General features: G+C 65.7%; 15 protein-coding genes. 12 read left to right on the forward strand and 3 right to left on the reverse strand.

The features are described from left to right. Positions 1-282 precede the first annotated feature (282 nt). Positions 283-1,043 (reverse strand): IS5 family transposase gene (locus DI606_RS02745; RefSeq protein WP_293979760.1). Its coding sequence is split into 2 segments (ribosomal slippage): positions 283-707 and positions 707-1,043, totalling 762 coding nucleotides; the frame shifts between segments, so codons are not numbered across the junction. Between the two features lie 488 nt (positions 1,044-1,531). Between DI606_RS02745 and trxB the strand changes: the two genes are divergently transcribed. Continuing rightward, positions 1,532-2,494 carry a thioredoxin-disulfide reductase gene (gene trxB, locus DI606_RS02750; RefSeq protein ID WP_293979614.1) on the forward strand — a complete coding sequence of 321 codons (963 nt, stop codon included), beginning with the start codon at positions 1,532-1,534 and terminating at the stop codon, positions 2,492-2,494. Between the two features lie 22 nt (positions 2,495-2,516). On the opposite strand, the gene DI606_RS02755 is transcribed toward trxB, so the two are convergent. Both DI606_RS02755 and DI606_RS02760 read right to left on the reverse strand, forming a co-directional pair. Beyond that, a complete protein-coding gene (locus tag DI606_RS02755) occupies positions 2,517-2,816 on the reverse strand; it encodes an acyl carrier protein (RefSeq protein ID WP_293979616.1) in 300 nt (99 codons plus the stop codon). Positions 2,817-2,843: 27 nt separating this feature from the next. Beyond that, positions 2,844-3,851, reverse strand: a complete 1,008-nt coding sequence (locus tag DI606_RS02760) for a GNAT family N-acetyltransferase (RefSeq protein ID WP_293979762.1) — start codon at positions 3,849-3,851, stop codon at positions 2,844-2,846. Between the two features lie 69 nt (positions 3,852-3,920). On the opposite strand from DI606_RS02760, the gene DI606_RS02765 reads away from it, so the two are divergent. The 11 genes from DI606_RS02765 (at position 3,921) to xrtA (ending at position 17,604) form a co-directional block, all read left to right on the forward strand. Next, positions 3,921-5,450, forward strand: a complete 1,530-nt coding sequence (locus DI606_RS02765) for an acyl-CoA ligase (AMP-forming), exosortase A system-associated (protein ID WP_293979618.1) — start codon at positions 3,921-3,923, stop codon at positions 5,448-5,450. Then, on the forward strand, positions 5,447-6,676 hold the full coding sequence (locus tag DI606_RS02770) for a pyridoxal-dependent decarboxylase, exosortase A system-associated (RefSeq protein WP_293979619.1): 1,230 nt from the start codon (positions 5,447-5,449) through the stop codon (positions 6,674-6,676). The genes DI606_RS02765 and DI606_RS02770 overlap by 4 nt, the downstream gene beginning before the upstream one ends. Before the next feature lie 134 nt (positions 6,677-6,810). Further along, positions 6,811-7,461, forward strand: coding sequence for an XrtA/PEP-CTERM system exopolysaccharide export protein (locus DI606_RS02775; RefSeq protein ID WP_293979621.1), 651 nt, complete (start codon positions 6,811-6,813; stop codon positions 7,459-7,461). Further along, positions 7,461-8,981: an XrtA system polysaccharide chain length determinant gene (locus tag DI606_RS02780; protein WP_293979623.1), complete on the forward strand. Its 1,521-nt coding sequence runs from the start codon at positions 7,461-7,463 to the stop codon at positions 8,979-8,981. The genes DI606_RS02775 and DI606_RS02780 overlap by 1 nt, the downstream gene beginning before the upstream one ends. Positions 8,982-9,013: 32 nt before the next feature. Next, positions 9,014-9,925, forward strand: coding sequence for a P-loop NTPase (locus tag DI606_RS02785; RefSeq protein ID WP_293979625.1), 912 nt, complete (start codon positions 9,014-9,016; stop codon positions 9,923-9,925). Between the two features lie 41 nt (positions 9,926-9,966). Continuing rightward, positions 9,967-11,520, forward strand: a complete 1,554-nt coding sequence (locus DI606_RS02790) for a hypothetical protein (RefSeq protein WP_293979764.1) — start codon at positions 9,967-9,969, stop codon at positions 11,518-11,520. A gap of 25 nt (positions 11,521-11,545) precedes the next feature. After that, positions 11,546-12,916 (forward strand): XrtA/PEP-CTERM system-associated ATPase, encoded by a 1,371-nt coding sequence (locus tag DI606_RS02795; protein ID WP_293979627.1) that lies wholly within the window; start codon positions 11,546-11,548, stop codon positions 12,914-12,916. 29 nt (positions 12,917-12,945) lie between these two features. Next, positions 12,946-13,791, forward strand: coding sequence for an XrtA system polysaccharide deacetylase (locus DI606_RS02800; protein ID WP_293979629.1), 846 nt, complete (start codon positions 12,946-12,948; stop codon positions 13,789-13,791). Then, positions 13,788-14,858: a FemAB family XrtA/PEP-CTERM system-associated protein gene (locus DI606_RS02805; RefSeq protein ID WP_293979631.1), complete on the forward strand. Its 1,071-nt coding sequence runs from the start codon at positions 13,788-13,790 to the stop codon at positions 14,856-14,858. Before DI606_RS02800 ends, DI606_RS02805 begins: the two co-directional genes overlap by 4 nt. Continuing rightward, entirely contained in the window at positions 14,855-16,072 is a 1,218-nt protein-coding gene (locus tag DI606_RS02810; RefSeq protein ID WP_293979633.1) for a TIGR03087 family PEP-CTERM/XrtA system glycosyltransferase, read from the forward strand. The genes DI606_RS02805 and DI606_RS02810 overlap by 4 nt, the downstream gene beginning before the upstream one ends. Continuing rightward, a complete protein-coding gene (xrtA, locus tag DI606_RS02815; RefSeq protein ID WP_293979766.1) occupies positions 16,072-17,604 on the forward strand; it encodes an exosortase A in 1,533 nt (510 codons plus the stop codon). The genes DI606_RS02810 and xrtA overlap by 1 nt, the downstream gene beginning before the upstream one ends. Positions 17,605-17,613 lie beyond the last annotated feature (9 nt).

A 17,613-nucleotide genomic window follows, 5' to 3' on the forward strand; every position in this document is an offset into this window, starting at 1 on the left:
GGTCCCCCGCTCAAAGCTAAGGGACGTGTTCAAACATGGGTCACTTCTCAGTGGAAATTACTGGCCTCCCCGGGTCACTTCTCAGCGGCAATCAACAGCAACGCCTTCATGATCGCTCTGTTAGGCGGATTTTTAAAAAAACCAATTGCATCGTGACATTCAGGTAATTCCCGTCAGCGTCCGCTTCAGAGCGAGCCCGGATTACGGCGATATGTCCGCCACTGGTCGATGGGCGACCGGCAGCTATTTCCGCCTGTGACCATTCGCTAGCGCGTAGACTCATTAAGCGTCGCACCAGAGGCGCACGCAGATGAGTTTGATGGCGGCGAGGAAGTTGGCTGGATCTTTGTCGTAACGGGTAGCGATGCCGCGAAATTGTTTGATGCGGTTGAAGAAGCGCTCGACGAGGTTTCGCTGTTTATAGAGCCATGGCGAGAAGGCGAAGCGCTGCTTGCGGTTGGATCGATTGGGGATGTTGGCCCAGACGTTCCTGACCGCAGCAGCCTCGCGGATGGCGTTGCTGTCATATCCCTTGTCGCCCAGCAGGGTCGCGCCTTCTGGGATGGCCTCGATCAGCGCCTCGGCCTCGCATGCATCATGGATCTGTCCGCCGGTCAATCTCAGGCTGACAGAGCGTCCGTCAGCATCGACAAGAGCGTGGAGTTTGCTGGTGAGGCCACCCCGGGAACGTCCCATGCCACGATCACAACTTCCCCCTTTTTACCCGTCGCACCATTCTGGTGGACGCGCATGCAGGTGGAATCGATCATGACCAATTCGCCATTATATCCGGCAGAAACCGCTGCCAGCAGTCGGTCCCAAACCCCGGCTTTACGCCAGCGAACGAACCGGTTGTAGCAGGTTGTCGAAGGCCCGTAGCGCTCGGGAACTTCAGCCCACGTCGCGCCAGACCGGAAGCGCCACATGATCCCGTTGAGAACCCGCCGGTCATCCACTCGCGCCACGCCACGCGGCTTGTTGGGCAGCAAGGACTCGATGATCGACCATTCCCGATCTGTCAATTCATACCGCCGGCGTGCCATCAAACCCTCCAAATCAGGAGGCTTCTGAATCACGCAAACCGCCGATCCTCAAGTCATTTTATGAGTTTACGCCCTAGTACTGAAAAAGGACCGGCTGCTATCGCCCCCCGGCCACCGGAACCCGACATTCCGGTATCGGCCAAAAAGGTCCGGGGTGAGTGCGGGGTATCGGTCAACTTGACTTTTCAGGAATACGATAAACAAGCTAAATCGAAGCACTATTCGAGTATCGTAAGCCAAGCAAAACTCGGAAAACTTTGGGGCTCGCGCTTTCGGCCCAACATTGGGTCGTTTGTCTTATTTATCCGCTTTTGTCTCTATTCGGTGGGTGCCCGGTGGGTCGAGTGTGGGATTCAATATGCTGGGCAGGGTTTTAAGCCATCGTGCGATCCGGCAACGGGCGAGCATGGATGATAATCCATCGCTTGGCGTGCGGGTTGGCGCTGCCTATCTCTACGCTTCATTCGAATCGCAGATGAAAGCCTGACATGAGCGCTACCCATTCTACCCGTATGTTGATCCTGGGGTCCGGCCCCGCCGGCCTGTCCGCCGCCATCTATGGCGCGCGCGCGGGGCTTGCGCCGATCGTGGTGCAGGGAATGCAGCCGGGGGGGCAGCTGACCATCACCACCGATGTGGAAAATTATCCCGGCTTCCGTGACGTGATCCAGGGGCCATGGCTGATGGAGCAGATGCAGGCGCAGGCCGAGCATGTCGGCGCGCAGATGATGTATGACCAGATCGTCGACGTCGATCTGTCCGAACGCCCTTTCCGCCTGCGTGGCGACAGCGGGACGCTTTATGTCGCCGACACATTGGTCATCTGCACCGGCGCACAGGCAAAATGGCTGGGCGTGGAGGGCGAGGAGCATCTCCAGGGCAAGGGTGTCAGCGCCTGCGCCACTTGCGACGGCTTTTTCTATCGCGGTAAGAAGGTGGTGGTGATCGGCGGCGGCAACACCGCTGTCGAGGAAGCGCTCTACCTTACCAACCACAGCCATGACGTGACGCTCATTCACCGCCGCGACAGCCTGCGCGCCGAAAAGATACTTCAGCAGCGTCTTTTCGCCCATCCCAATATCAAGGTGCTGTGGAACAAGGCGGTCGACCGGTTCGTCGGCGGCGGCATGCCGGAAGGACTGGTGGGTGTCGATCTCATCGACACGGTGACGGGCGAGAAGTCCCATATTCCGACCGACGGCGGGTTCGTGGCGATCGGCCATCATCCCGCCACCGAATTGTTTGCCGACAAGCTGCCGCTCGACGAAGGTTATATCGTTGTGGAGAGGGGAACCTCGCACACTTCGATCCCTGGCGTCTTCGCGGCGGGCGATGTGACCGACAAAATATATCGCCAGGCTGTGACGGCTGCGGGGATGGGTTGCATGGCGGCGCTCGATGTCGAGCGTTTTCTTCAGGAACAGGATTTCGAGGAACTGGTGGAGGCATAAGCCTCCGCCGCGCGGGCGGGGGTCAGTCGATCTTCGCCCCTACTTTTTCCCGCGTGAACGCGAGGAGGGAGCCGAACGTCTCGAATGTTTCGCCGTCGATGTCCTCGTCGTCGATGAGGAAGCCGAAGCGATCTTCCATCTCGGTCAGCAATCCCGCGACTGCCATGGAATCGAGTTCGGGCAGTGCGCCGAACAGCGGTGTCGCCGGGTCGAAGCCATCGACCCGATCCTGCGATAGACCGAGCACGTCGCGCAGCACGGCGCGAAGCTGGGTTTCCACATCGGGCGTCCGGTCGACCGGCTGGGTGTGATGGGCCTGCATGATGCGCGCTACCTAATCGCTGGCGGCTTAACCGACAAGCGCGGAAATGGCGGCGCGGGCGGCGGGGAGCCAAGCCGACGCGGCGCGCGGATTGAAGGCGTCGATGCGATGGAGCGGGATGCGCGTTTCCATCCAGTCGTTCTTGTAGGCGTTGTCGCCCGTCCCATAATCGATCCGTGCCGCCCGGTCACGGTCGATGACGTGAGCGAACATCGCATGGCTGAGCAGCGTGCCGGGGGAATGCGCGTCGAAAGCGCGGTCGTGACACAGCTTGTGGATAAGCGCAGTGCCGCCGTCGATCGTCCACAGCTGGGTCGCGACCGCTTGGTCACTCCGGCGCGCAAATCCCAGCCGCAAGCGGCCTGCCCGACCTTCGCGTTCGGCAATGTCCCGCAACAATGCCAGCCCGCCCCCCGGCTCCGCCTCCTTCCAGCTTTGTGCATGGACCTGCGCATAATCCTGCCACAGCCGGTCGTCGAATGCGTGGTGAACGGTAAGCTCGAACGGGGATTGACGCCCCTTGCGCCTCACCAGCTCTTTCAGGCGCCCCGGTCGCGCCGCCCAGTAAGTGGCGAAATCGCGTCCTCCAACGTCCAGCACATGCCTTCTGCCCATGGTCCTTGCTACCGCGAACCATCCCGCCTTGCGCAGTGCAGCCAGCATCGGCGCGTCGTCCTCCAAGGGATACAGGTCGATCTGCGCGCGATCCTTCAGCAGGCGTGTGGCGATGGCTTCCAGCAACTGCGCCTGCAATGCCGCGTCTGGATCGCCGAGGAAGAGCGGCGACCAGGCAAAGCTGTACCAGTTCGCCAGTGCGCTCGACCGCCGCCGGTCCCCGTCATGCAGGAACAGCCATGCCTCGGCCCGGCCCCGGGCCGCCGTGACGACGCGCACGGGGGTGTCGATAAAGCAGTGGTTATGCAGCGCTTCGAACCAATCCGGCCCGGCGAACAAGGGCGGCGCGACGTCTCCCAGCCGGGGTGCGATCCATCGGCGCACCTCTTCCAGGCTGTGATATTCCCTTGCCGTCAGCAACCGACTATCTCCATGAGCGCTCAAGGGTTCATGCATAGGATCAAAACATCGCCATGGAGTTAAGCGTCGGTGACTGACGGTCGATCCACGACCGATGGGGTGGAGGTCAGCCCCATCGACCATCTGCTGCGGGGCGGCGACTCGTCGCGCCTTGCGCTCGACGGTCGGTCCGGCACCTACGACTATGCGGAACTGGAACGAGCGCTGGGACGGCTGGCGGCGTGGCTGGCCGGGTTCGACCTGGGGTCGGGTGCGCGCGTCGCAAGCTGGATGGCCAAAGGGCCGGTTGCGGCTCTCCTGCCGCTTGCGGCACCGCGGGCGGGCCTTGTCCATGTTCCGGTCAACCCGCTGCTCAAACATGCGCAGGTGGCGCATATCCTGTCGGACAGCGGCGCGGCGCTGTTGATTGGCAGCGCCGCTCGGCTGGACACGCTGGGGCAGGGGGACGTGCCCGTCGGTTGCCGCCTCCACCGCGAGGAGGACGCCGCCTGCGCGCTGAGCGGTGGTGAGGCTCTCGGCCCGTCAGCCGCAGCGCCCGACGATCTTGCCGCGATCCTTTATACCAGCGGATCGACCGGGCGGCCCAAGGGGGTGATGCTGTCGCACGCCAATCTTTGGCTGGGCGCTGTGGCGGTCGCCGATTACCTTGAACTGACGCCCGACGACCGCACGGCCTGTGTCCTGCCTTTCAGCTTCGATTATGGACAGAACCAGCTGTTTTCGACCTGGATCGCGGGCGGCTGCGTCTATCCGCTCGACTATCTGACGCCACGTGACGTGGTAAAGCTGGTCGATCGGCGGGACATCACGACGCTGGCGGGCGTGCCGCCGCTCTGGGTCCAGCTGACCGAACTGGACTGGCCCGCCGAAGCTGCCGCAAAGCTCAGGCGGCTTACCAACAGCGGCGGCGCGCTGACCCGCCCCCTGGTGGCGAAGTTGCGGGCGATGTTCCCGCAGGCGGACCTTTATCCCATGTATGGCCTGACCGAAGCCTTTCGTTCCACCTATCTCCTACCCGCTCTGGTGGAGAGCCATCCCGATTCGATGGGCAGGGCCATCCCCTTTGCGGAAATCCTCGTCGTCCGGCCCGACGGGACAGTCACCGACGATGACGAACCGGGCGAACTGGTTCATTGCGGGCCGTTGGTGGCGCAGGGCTACTGGCGCGACGCCGCGCGCACGGCAGAACGCTTCCGGCCAGCGCCGCGCGCGTCTCGCCATGGCGGCATGGCGGTCTGGTCGGGAGACACCGTGCGCCGGGACGCGCAGGGCCTGCTCTATTTCGTCGGGCGCGACGACGCGATGATCAAGTCGGCGGGCAACCGCATCAGCCCCACCGAGATCGAGGAAGCCGCTGCTGCCGTCCCCGGCGTCGCCGAAGCGGTTGCGCTGGGGGTCGCGGACGCGAGGCTGGGGCAGGCCGTCCGGCTCCTGCTGCGCGGGCACGATCCGGCTATCCATGCGGCGGTGGCCGATCATTTGAAGCGAGAGCTTCCCAACTTCATGCAACCCAGGGACATTCTCATGCTTGCCCAGTTTCCCCGCAATCCCAACGGCAAGATCGATCGGGTCGCGCTGGCGCGGGAGCATGGCGCATGAAGCCGATGGGGCCGATCCCGGCATGGTTCGCGGGCGAGGAGGGGATGCTGCTGATCGGCGGGTGCGGCGCGGCGAGCCTGGTGGACGAAGCGGGAGACACGCCGCTCTTCGTCTACGACATGGGCATCGTCGAAGCGCAGGTTCGCCGGTTCCGCCAGGCCATGCCTGCTGCCATCGACCTGCATTACGCGATCAAGGCGAACCCCTATGCCCCGCTGCTGGCAAGGATGAAGGCTGAGGTCGACGGGTTCGACATCGCATCGGGCGGCGAACTCGCGATGGCGCTGGATGCCGGGATGGCGCCTGACCGGATCAGCTTCGCCGGGCCCGGCAAGCGCGACGACGAACTGGAAGCCGCCATCTTCGCCGGGGTTACCGTGAATCTCGAATCCGAAGGGGAGGGGCGCCGCGCGCTCGCCATCGCGGATGGTATCGGAAAGGTTCCGCGCCTTGCGGTGCGCGTCAATCCGGACTTCGATCTCAAGGGATCGGGAATGCGGATGGGCGGCGGGGCCAAGCCCTTCGGGATCGATGCCGACCGTGCGGCAGCGCTGGCCCGCGCGATGATCGCGGGCGGGGCGGAGTGGCGCGGCTGGCACATTTTTGCGGGCAGCCAGAATCTCGACGCCGCTGCGATCATCGAAACGCAGGCCGCGACGATGGCACTGGCCGCGCGTCTTTCCGATGACGTGGGCGAGACCCCTCCGCTCGTCAATCTGGGCGGGGGTTTTGGCCTTGCCTATTTCCCCGGCGACCGGTCGCTCGACATCCGGCCCATCGGTGTCGCGCTCGACACCGCGGTCGAGGCGCGCGCCGACATCCTGCGCGACAGCCGCTTTGCGCTCGAACTCGGGCGATGGCTTGTGGGTGAAGCAGGCGTCTACCTGACCCGCGTCATCGACGTGAAGACCAGCCAGGGCGAAACCTTTGTGGTCGTGGACGGCGGTCTGCATCACCAACTGGCCGCCAGCGGCAATTTTGGAACCGTGGTGCGCCGCAACTACCCGATCGCGGTGGCCAATCGTTTCGGCGCGCCGCCTGCCGATCCCGTGACGGTCGTCGGATGCCTGTGTACGCCGATCGACCGACTTGGCGATCGCGTGGCGCTGCCCCAAGTGCATGAGGGCGATCTTGTCGCGATCTTCCTTGCCGGAGCCTATGGGGCGTCCGCAAGTCCTGCGGCGTTTCTTGGACATCCAAATGCCAGACAGCTTTTACTTGGATGATTTGTTCGCGATTTAACTCCTAACGGTATCTTTACCCTTTGCGCCCATGAAGAGGCCCAAAGCCCCGTGCTTCCACGCCTCCGATTCAGCCGGGGGCGCGGGGAGCGCGCGGCGGGATCAAGGGGTGTTCTTCTATGCGTTTCCTGTCGGTATCCAGGTTCCTGATCGGGGCATCTTTGCCCGCGCTGGTTCTGTCGGGCTGCGCATCGGGCGGAGCGGTGCCGGGCAAGCAGCTTCCGCCCGCGTCTTTCGTTTCGACGCAGGAAGGGCCGGGTGAGGAATATGTGATCGGCCCGCTCGACGACCTCACCATCTTCGTGTGGCGCAACCCCGAACTCGGCGCAAAGGTGCAGGTGCGGCCTGACGGGCGCATCACCACGCCGCTCATCACCGACATGCCCGCCGTGGGCAAGACTCCCAAGATGCTCGCGGACGACATCAAGCTGGCGCTGTCGCAATATATCGAAAATCCGCTGGTTTCGGTCATCGTCAACAATTTCAGCGGCACGTTCAGCCAGCAAGTGCGGATCGTCGGCGCGACGGAAAAGCCCGCGTCGATCCCCTATCGCGCCAACATGACCCTGCTCGACGCGATGATCGCGGTCGGGGGGCTGAGCGAATATGCGGCAGGCAACCGTGCGCGGCTCGTCCGCTTCGACAAGGACAGCGGGAAGCAGACCGAATATCAGGTGCGCCTGAACGACCTGCTCAAGAAGGGCGACACCCGCGCCAACGTCATGCTGGCGCCGGGCGATGTCATCATCATTCCCGAGAGCATGTTCTGATGGCGGGCCTATACGACGAATTGTTGGTCCTGCTCCACGGCATCTGGAGCCGCCGCTGGGTGGCGCTGGCTGTCGCGTGGGGCGTGTGCATGGCGGGCTGGCTGGGCGTGGCGCTCATCCCCAACAGCTACAAGAGCCAGGCCCGCGTCTATGTGAACACGCAGTCGGTTCTGGAAGACAAGGTCGGCATCACGCCCGTCCAGTCGCAGCAGGATCTGGACCGGGTCCGCAACACGCTGACCAGCGCGGAAAATCTCGAAAAGGTCGTGCGCGATACCGACCTGTCGCAGGGTATTTCCGGCCCGCGCGATGTCGCTGCGAAGATCACGAAGCTGCGGGAGAACATCACGGTTATGGCGCTCGCCGATCCCAGCATGGTCGACATCAGCGCGGTATCGGCGGACTCCAGCCTGTCCGACGGCGCGAACGCGCGGATCGCTCAGCAGGTGGTGCAGAAGCTGATCGACATCTTCCAGGAGGAAAACCTCTCGGGCGGGCGCAACGAGACAAAGCAGAGTCTCGCCTTCCTTGACCAGCAGATCGCGCAACGCGCAAAGCAGCTCGAAGCGGCAGACCAGCGCCGCGTCGAATTCGCGCAACGTTATAGCGGCTTGCTGCCGGGTGCGGGGTCCATCGGTCAGCGCATGGACGCGGCGCGCATGGAAATCAGCAATATCGATTCGCAGCTGGTGCAGGCGCAAAGCGCCCTGTCGGCGATGAACGGCCAGCTTGCTGGCACACCGCAGACGTTGCCGGGCGTCGGCGGGGCGGGCGGTCCTTCGCCGCTGGCGCAAGCGCAGGCGAACCTTGCGTCGATGCGCGCGCGCGGCTGGACCGCCAGCCACCCCGACGTAATCGCTGCCCAGCGCGAAGTCGATGCCCTGCGCCACGCCGGTTCGGGCGCGGGCGGCGGCGCGGGCGGCACACCCAATCCCGCCTATCTGTCGATCAAGTCGATGCAGGCCGAACGCGCCGCGACCGTTCAGGCGCTGAGCGCCCGCAAGGCGCAACTGCAATCCGACATCAACATCATGATGAGCAAGCAGGTCGACGAACCGGGCATCGCGTCCGAACAGGAAAAGATCGACAGCGACTATGCGGCGCTGAAGGCGCAATATGACAAGCTCGCCGCCGACCGCGAGGATTTGCGCCTGCGCGGCGAGGTGAAGACGGAAACCGGCTCGGTTCAGTTCCGCGTCATCAATCCGCCCAGCACTCCCAACGCGCCATCCGCGCCCAACCGCCCGCTGCTGCTGCTGGGCGTGCTGGTGCTGGGCCTTGCGGCGGGGATCGGGGTCGCTTTCGCGCTCGGCCAGCTCAAGGGCAGCTTCCCCACCGCCGCCCGCCTCGAAAAAGCGATCGGCCTGCCGGTCGCCGGTTCGATCAGCCAGACGCTGACCGGCGCGCAGCAGACGATGGAAAAGCAGCGGCTCAAATGGTTCGCGGGTGCGAGCGGTGGCCTGGCGGCGGTGTGCCTGCTGCTGATCGTCGTCGAATTCATCCAGCGCGGCATGGCGTGAAGAGTGGCCGGGGCGTGAAGGAACCACATGGCATGAACCAGTTTACTCCCCTCAAGGGCCGGGGATCGCTTATCGAGCGGGCGACCGAAATCTACGATTTCAACGCTGCGCTTCGGGGGCGGGCGGCGCCTGCGGTCGATCTGGCGGCAGGCCCGGCGACAGAGCCTGTAGCACCTGTCTTTCCTGCGCAGTCCGATGGGTTTCGCGCACCGGACTGGCGCGGCCCTATGCAACCGCTGGATCGCATCGCACTGGCCGAAGGCGGCTTCCTGCTGCCCGACGGGCCGGTCACGGCGCTCAGCGAGGAGTTCCGCCTGCTGAAGCGCGATCTTCTGTCGCAGCTTCAGGGAGCGAAGCGCGGCAACCGCATCCTCGTCTGTTCGGCGCACAGCGGCGAGGGCAAGAGCTTCTGCGCGATCAACCTCGCGCTCAGCCTCGCGGCGGAGCAGGACCGGCAGGTGCTGCTGGTCGATGCCGATTTCGGCAAGCCCGGCCTGCCCGGAAAGCTGGGGCTGGAAGGGGGACCGGGCCTGATGGACGCACTCGCCGACCCTGCCATCGCAATCGAGGATATCGTGATCCGCACCGACCTCCCGACACTGGGCGTCCTGCCTGCGGGGCAGCGGAGCAACACCGATACCGAATATCTCGCCTCCGCCCGGACGGAGCAGCTGCTCGACCGACTGACGGCGGAACGGCCCGAGCGGATCATCGTCTTCGATTCGCCGCCTCTGCTCGCGGCATCGGCCGCCGCCGTCCTCGCCAGCCATGCGGCGGTTGCGTTGCTGGTCGTGCGAGCCGACGTGACGCCCGAAAGCGCGGTGCGCGAAGCGGCGGGGATGCTGAAAGGCGGGGCACAGGTGCAGCTTCTGCTGAACGGCGTGCGCTTCAGGGGCGGGGTGCGCCGCTTTGCCGGCTATTATCATCAGGGAGACGACCGGTGATTGCGGGGCGGATATTGTTGGTGGGCGCAGCGCTCGCTGCCATGGGCGCGACGCCTGCGTTCGCGCAGAACGCCAGCCCGCGCAAGGTCGACGTGACTCCCTATCTCGGCATCGATCAGGTCGTGATCGCGCCGTTGAAGGGCGATGGCGACGTGCTGACCTATACCAATGTGACGGCGGGCGTTACCGCGTCGGTGCAGACCCGCCGGGTCGAAGCGGCCGCCGATCTCCAATATATGCACAGCTTCGGCTGGGGTAGCCAGGCGCCCGACCAGGACACGATCAGCGGCATCGCTACCACCAACATCGTGCTGGCGCGGGGCCTGTCGCTGCACGCAGGGGGCCTTGGCACGCGCGTGCGGACCGACGGCTTGTCCGGTGCATTGGCGCAGCGCAACAGCTTTTCGAGCCAGGTCTGGGCGGGCTATGTCGGTCCGTCCTATGCGACGAAGCTTGGCGATTTCGATGTCAATGCCGCCTACACGCTGGGCTATGCGCGGGTCGACGATAGTGTAGACTTCGGCCTGCCGGGTGGGGGCAGGAACGGGGCATTTACCGACAGCTGGACGCACACGCTGCTGGGGTCGGTCGGCTTCGCGCCCGACACGGTCCTGCCGGGCGTGGGCCTCAAGGCGAGCGCGGGCTACACGCGTGAGGACGCGCGGCAGCTCGACCAGCGGTTCGAGGACGCGTGGGGCCGGGTCGATGCGACGGTTCCGGTGTCTCCTACGCTCGCGGCGGTGGGCGGTATCGGATATGAAAAGATCGAGATCAGCCAGCGCGCCCCTCTGCTCGACGCCAACGGCGTGCCGCAGGTTCGCAACGGTCGCTACGTGACGGACAAGGGTTCTCCGCGCGCGCTCCTCTACGATTTCGACGACATCATCTGGGACGCAGGGGTGCTGTGGCGCCCCAGTCGCCGCACCAGCCTGGAGGCGCGGGTCGGCGAACGCTATGGCAGCATGACCTATCAGGGAAGCTTCACCTGGCAGGGCCGCGACAGCAGCATCGCCATCGCGCTTTTCGACGGCATCGACAGCTTCGGGCGGGTCGTGACCGGCGACGTGGCGGCGCTGTCGGGCAGCAACCTCAACGTCATCCGCAACCCCTTCACCGGCGATCTGACCGGCTGCGCCTTTTCCGCGACGGGCGGGGGGCAATGTTTCAACGATGCGCTTTCCGGCATCACCGGTGCCAATTTCCGCTATCGCGGAGTTGCGGGGCAATATGCGTTGCAGCGGGGTCCGTGGGGCTTCGGCCTCGGCGCAGGTTATTCGCAGCGCAAGTTCATCACGCCCGAAGGCCAGACCGTCCTCATCCGCGGATCGAAGGACCAGAACTGGTACGGCAATGCGACCGCCACCTACGCGATCAGCAGCCGCGACAGCGTGGATGTGGTCACCTACCTCAACTATTTCGACGCCAGCGGCAATCGGCTCGATGTGCTGAACTACGGCATCTACGGCAGCTATTTCAGGACCATCGGTCGTCGCCTGTCGGCGTCGGCGTCGCTGGGTATCGACGGGGTGAAGCCCGACGATCTGGAATCGCTGATCAACGCGATGGGGCAGGTCGGCCTGCGCTACAGCTTCTGACGCAGAAGCCCTTGGAGACGAGAAGATGTACGATCAATTCTACGGATTGCAGGGCCGCCCGTTCCAGCTGACCCCCGACCCGGCCTATTATTTCGAGAGCGCGACGCACCGCAAGGCGCTGTCCTACCTCGGCTACGGGCTGGCGCAGGGAGAGGGCTTCATCGTCATTACCGGCGACATCGGCGCGGGCAAGACGACGCTGGTTGGGCACCTGATGCAGACCATCGATCCTGCGCGGCTCACCGCCGTCAAGATCGTGTCGACGCAGGTCGAGGGCGACGACATGCTGCGCCTCGCCGCACAAAGCTTCGGCCTGGCGACCGACGGGCAGACGAAGGCGGCGACGCTGCGCCAGATCGAAAGCTATCTCTACGCGCAAGCGCGCGCCGGGCGGCGGACGCTGTTGATCGTGGACGAGGCGCAGAACCTGTCTGTGTCTGCGATCGAGGAGTTGCGGATGCTCTCCAACTTCCAGCTGGGCGGGCAGTCGTTGCTCCAGATATTCCTGCTGGGCCAGCCCGAATTCCGCGACCTTCTGAAGTCGCCCGATCTGGAGCAACTGCGCCAGCGCGTCATCGCAACCCATCATCTGGAGCCGATGATGGCGGGCGAGGTCGAACCCTATGTCGTCCATCGCCTGTCGATTGCGGGATGGCAGGGCAATCCGTCCTTCACACAGGCGGCCTATGGCGCACTCTACCAGGCGACGGGCGGCGTGCCGCGCCGGCTCAACGCGCTGGTCAGCCGTGTGCTGCTGCTGGGCGCCATTGAACAGCTGGCGGTGATCGACGCCGATGTCGTGGGCGCGGTGGTCGCGGACATGGGCCTCGACACGGACATCGCCCCTGAACCGGCGGTGCCCTCCGTCCTCGACACAGTGGACGAAGGCGAACCTGAAGCGGTAACGGCGCCTGGCGAATGCGACAGCGATGTAGACAGCTACACGCCTTTTCCGCCGATTGAGGTCGAAGAGGAAGCCGTTGACATATCGGAAGAATATGAAAATCCGATGGCCGACGACCCTGTCGCCGACGCGCCCTTTGCGCTGCCCCTCGAACAGGACGGCGAAGTCGCGGAAAGCGTCGAAGCTGTCCACGTCGCTGACTCTTTTGCCGCCGACCTGCTGCGCCGCGACATGATGAGCGAGATCGAGGCGCTGCGGGCCGAGATCGCCTCGCTCCGCGCGATGCAGGCGCATGCGCCTTTCGCCCAGAGCGCCGCGCCGCAGATCGACCCCGAAGCGCTCAAGGGCTGCTTCACCCTGATCGAGGAGAGGCTTGCCTCGCTCGAATTCCGGGCCGAGGAACAGGATACGGCGCTGCGCCGCGTGCTGACCCTCCTGGTCGACTGGGTCGAGCGCGAGGAGCAGGTGCTCGACATGCAGGCCGTCGCCTGACGCTGAACCGAACACGGACGTAAACCCCCATGCAGAACGCCCTGTCTGTCGATGTCGAGGACTGGTTCCAGGTCGGTGCGTTCGAGCGCACGATCGACCGCGCCGACTGGGATGGCCTGACCCACCGGGTGGAAGGCAATACCGGTGCGGTGCTGGACCTGTTTGCGCAGGCGAATGTCAAGGCGACTTTCTTCACGCTGGGCTGGGTGGCGGAACGCTATCCCGCGCTGATGCGGCAGATCGTTGAGCAGGGGCACGAGGTTGCGAGCCATGGCTACGACCATGCCCGCGTCTTCACCTTCACGCCGGAAGAATTCCGCGCCGACCTGCGCAAGGCGCGGGCGATCCTGGAGGATGCGGGCGGGCAGGCGGTGACGGGATACCGCGCGCCCAGCTTCTCCATCGACGCGCGCACGCCCTGGGCGCACGCCATTCTTGCGGAAGAAGGCTATGCCTATTCCTCCAGCGTCGCGCCGATCCGGCACGATCATTATGGCTGGCCGCAATCGCCCCGTTTCGCTTGGAAACCGGTGGCGGGATCGCCGCTGGTCGAACTGCCCGTCACCACCGCCAGATGGGGGAACCGCACGCTGGCGGCGGGGGGAGGGGGATTTTTCCGGCTGTTGCCCTATGCCTTTTCCCGCTGGGCGATCCGGCAGGTGAACGGGCAGGAAGGGCGCCCCGCGATCATCTATTTCCACCCGTGGGAAATCGACCCGGACCAACCGCGCGTCGCCGATGCGCCGATCCGTTCGAAGCTGCGCCATTACAGCAACCTGTCCGCCATGGCGGGAAAGCTGCGCCGCCTGACGCGCGACTTCGCCTGGACGCGGGTCGATGCGCTGGCGGCGGCAGAAGCGGCGCGCGCGGCATGATCGGGGGCACCTTCGCCGATCTGGCGATCACGCAGATGGACGTGCGCGACGCCGATCAGGCGGCCGCCATCGACGCGTTCGTCATGGCGCATGACTGCAGCACCCCGTTCCATCGCACCGCCTGGCTGCGGGCGATCCATGACGCGACCGGGCACCGGCCCACGGTCCTGGCGGCGGTCGCGCCGTCGGGCCGCATCGCGGGGGTGTTGCCGCTCCATCATGTGAAGAGCCGCCTGTTCGGCAACGCCATCGTGTCGAGCGCCTTCGCCGTCGACGGCGGCATCCTGGCGGACGAACCGCGCGTCGTGGCCCGGCTGGGGGACGCGGCGCGCTCGCTGGCGGGCACGCTGGGCAATCCGCCGGTCGAACTGCGCGGCGGGCCTGCGCCGGGCGAAGGCTGGGCCGAGCATCGCGACAGCCATCTGGGTTTCGTCCGTCCCATCGCAGCGGATGACGAGGCCGAACTGCTCGCCGTCCCGCGCAAGCACCGCGCCGAATTGCGCAAGGCACTGGCCAATCCCGCTCTGTCGGTCGAAACCGGGCGCAGCGCCGCGCTGATCCGCGCACATTATGGGGTTTATGCGCAGAGCGTGCACAATCTTGGTACGCCGGTCTTTCCCGCGAAGCTCTTTCGCGCCGTGCTGGATCGTTTCGGCGAGGACGCCGACATCCTGCTGGTGCGCGATGGCGCGCGCCCGGTGTCGGCGGTGCTCAGCCTCTATCATCGCGGCCATGTCATGCCCTATTGGGGCGGTGGCATCGCCGACGCGCGGCGGCTCCGCTCCAACGAGTTGATGTATTACCGCCTGATGGGCCACGCCCGGACGCGGGGCATGACGCATTTCGATTTCGGCCGTTCGAAGGTGGCGAGCGGGCAGGCGGCGTGGAAGAAAAGCTTCGGTTTCGAACCGCGCCCGCTTGCCTATCACAGCTGGTCGGCGGACGGGGAAAGCCGCGACATCAATCCCAACAATCCCAAATATCAGCGGCGCATCGACCTTTGGAAGAAGCTGCCGCTTGCGGTCGCCAACATGCTGGGGCCGGTGATCGCGCGGGGGCTGGGGTGAGCGGCGGCGACATTCTGTTCCTGTGCCACCGCATACCCTTTCCGCCCGACCGCGGGGACAAGATCCGCTCCTACCACCTGCTGCACCGGCTGGCGGAGCTGGCGCCGGTGCATGTCGGCTGCTTTGCCGACGATGACCGCGACATGGGCTTTGCCGACGCGATGGCGGGCGTGACCGAGAGCCAGTTCGTGGTGAAGCGCGACCGGTCGAAACCGGTTGCGGGCCTGACCGGCTTGCTCAAGCGTCAGCCGATGCTGGTCGCGCTGTTCGATCATCCCGCGCTCCATCGCTGGGTTGCGGGTACGATGAAGGAAAGGCCGATCCGCGCGGTCGTCGCCTATTCTGCGCAGATGGCGCATTTCGTGCCGCAACTGCCCGCCGAGATGCCCTTTCTCATGGACTTCGTCGATTTCGATTCGGCCAAATATGCGGCCTATGGCGCGCAGGGGTCCGGCCCGATGGCGTGGATCAACCGGCGCGAGGGGCGCGTGCTGCTGGACTTCGAACGGCGCACGGCGCAGCGCGCCACGGTCAGCGCGTTCGTCAGCGAAGCGGAAGCCGCGCTGTTCCGCAACACGGTGGGGCCGGGGGCGGAGCGGGTCGTGGGGCTGGAGAATGGCGTGGCCCTCGACTATTTCGATCCTGCCGCGTCCTTCCCGACGGTCGATCATGCCGGCGGGCCGTTGCTCGTCTTCACCGGGCAAATGGACTACCGCCCCAATATCGAGGCTGTGGAAAGTTTCGTGCGACGCACCTTGCCTGCGGTTCGGGCGGTGCATCCCCATGCCCGCTTCGCCATCGTCGGGCGAGCGCCCGCGCCTGCCGTTCTGGCGCTGGCGAAGGAACCGGGGGTGATCGTAACGGGCGGCGTGCCGGACGTGCGCGGCTGGTTGGCGGCGGCGGATGTCGTCGTCGCGCCGTTGAGGATCGCGCGCGGCATCCAGAACAAGGTGCTGGAAGCGATGGCGATGGCGCGACCGGTCGTCGCGTCGCCACAGGCGGCGGAAGGGATCGACGCGGTGCATGGCACGCATCTGATCGTCGCCGCCGACCCGGTGGCGGAAGCCGAGCGGGTGATCGATCTGCTCGCCGACCCGGACGCGGCGGCGCGGTTGGGCGTAGCGGCGCGGGCGCGGATGGAGGCGCGCTATCGCTGGTCCGCGACGCTGGCCTGCGTGCCCGACCTGCTCCGCCCGCGCGGGGCCGCCGCGTGATGGAAAGCGCAATGCCCCTGCGATCCCTGCCCGACGCCGGCACGATCCGGTGGCGGGCGCATCTGTGGGCGCTCGGCATCGTGGCGTTCGCGATCCTCGCGTTGTTCTTCGCAGATGTGCGCGCGATGGTGACGATATGGTGGACGGCGTCGACTTTCGGCCATTGCCTGTTCGTGCCGTTGCTGATCGGCTGGCTGGTGCAGCAGAGGTTGCCGGGGCTGCGCCGCCTGACGCCATCGGTGTGGTGGCCGGGCCTTGTGTGGCTGGGCGGCGGCGCGCTGCTCTGGCTGCTGGGCGCGGCGGCGGGCGTGGCGCTTTTCCGCCACGCCGCGCTGGTGCTGATGCTACAGGGCGCGACGGTGGCGCTGCTGGGCAGGGCGGTCAGCCGCGCGCTCCTTTTCCCGCTGTTCTACGCGGTCTTCATGGTGCCCTTCGGCGAAGAGATCGTGCCGCCGCTGCAATTGGTGACGGCGCGGCTGGCGATGGCGATGCTCGACATGGCGAACGTGCCCGCGCATCTGGAGGGCATCTTCATCACCACGCCGACCGGCTATTTCGAAGTGGCCGAAGCCTGTTCGGGCGCGAAGTTCGTAATTGCGATGGCGGCCTATGGCGTGCTGGTGTGCAACGTCTGTTTCAAAAGCTGGACGCGCCGCGCGATCTTCCTTGTCAGCGCTCTTGGCCTGTCGGTGCTGGCGAACGGCGTGCGGGCGTTCGCGACGATCCTGGTGGCGCATCTGACGACGGTGGACGCCGCCGTGGGGTTCGATCATGTCGTTTACGGCTGGGTCTTCTTTGCCATCGTCATGCTGGTGGTGATGGCGGCGGCGTGGCCGTTTTTCGACCGAAAGCCTGGCGATCCCTGGTTCGATCCCGCTGCCCTGGAAGCGGAGCGTCCGTCCGCGATTCGCCCGGCAAAGGCGGGCGCTGTGGCGCTGGCGTTGATCGCAGCGGCGCCGCTCTGGTTGGCGTTCAGCAGCGCGGCGGCCGACCCGCTCCCCGCCGACCTGCGCCTGCCCGGCGTCGTTGGCTGGACCCGCACAGACGCACGCCCGACCTATCCCTGGCAGCCGCGTTTCGACGGCGCGGATCGTCTGGTGACGGGCCGCTACCGCGATAGAGCGGGCCGGGTGGTAGACCTGGCCATCGCCACCTTCGACCGGCAGGAGGAGGGGCGCGAACTGGTCGGCTTCGCACAGGGGGCCGCCGATCCCGACAGCCAATGGGTCTGGTCCTCTCCCGCGCCCGCGCCGCAAGGCGGGCTTGGCGAACAGATCACCGCGCCCGGCCCCGTGGTGCGCCATGTCGTCAGCGTCTTCGGCATCGGTGGCCATCCGCTTACCGGCAGCAAGCCCCGCGTGAAGATCGAAACGATGACGGCCCGCCTGCTGGGGCAGGACCAGCGCGCCGTCGCGATCCTCGTATCGGCGGAAGAGGGGCAGGGCACGTCCGCCGACGCCGCCATAGCAGATTTCATCCACGATATCGGCGGCATGCAGCTTTTGGCTGACCGCAGCATCGGCATCCGCTAGGGATATCCG

Source organism: Sphingobium sp., from assembly GCF_003248505.1.
In the GTDB taxonomy this organism is placed as follows: domain Bacteria; phylum Pseudomonadota; class Alphaproteobacteria; order Sphingomonadales; family Sphingomonadaceae; genus Sphingobium.

Excerpts from the sequence above, each read along its gene's own strand:
- trxB (WP_293979614.1), top strand. The coding sequence starts at position 1,532 with ATGAGCGCTACCCATTCTACCCGTATGTTGATCCTGGGGTCCGGCCCC.
- DI606_RS02755 (WP_293979616.1), bottom strand. The coding sequence starts at position 2,816 with ATGCAGGCCCATCACACCCAGCCGGTCGACCGGACGCCCGATGTGGAA.
- DI606_RS02770 (WP_293979619.1), top strand. The coding sequence starts at position 5,447 with ATGAAGCCGATGGGGCCGATCCCGGCATGGTTCGCGGGCGAGGAGGGG.
- DI606_RS02775 (WP_293979621.1), top strand. The coding sequence starts at position 6,811 with ATGCGTTTCCTGTCGGTATCCAGGTTCCTGATCGGGGCATCTTTGCCC.
- DI606_RS02780 (WP_293979623.1), top strand. The coding sequence starts at position 7,461 with ATGGCGGGCCTATACGACGAATTGTTGGTCCTGCTCCACGGCATCTGG.
- DI606_RS02785 (WP_293979625.1), top strand. The coding sequence starts at position 9,014 with ATGAACCAGTTTACTCCCCTCAAGGGCCGGGGATCGCTTATCGAGCGG.
- DI606_RS02790 (WP_293979764.1), top strand. The coding sequence starts at position 9,967 with ATGGGCGCGACGCCTGCGTTCGCGCAGAACGCCAGCCCGCGCAAGGTC.
- DI606_RS02795 (WP_293979627.1), top strand. The coding sequence starts at position 11,546 with ATGTACGATCAATTCTACGGATTGCAGGGCCGCCCGTTCCAGCTGACC.
- DI606_RS02800 (WP_293979629.1), top strand. The coding sequence starts at position 12,946 with ATGCAGAACGCCCTGTCTGTCGATGTCGAGGACTGGTTCCAGGTCGGT.
- DI606_RS02805 (WP_293979631.1), top strand. The coding sequence starts at position 13,788 with ATGATCGGGGGCACCTTCGCCGATCTGGCGATCACGCAGATGGACGTG.
- xrtA (WP_293979766.1), top strand. The coding sequence starts at position 16,072 with ATGGAAAGCGCAATGCCCCTGCGATCCCTGCCCGACGCCGGCACGATC.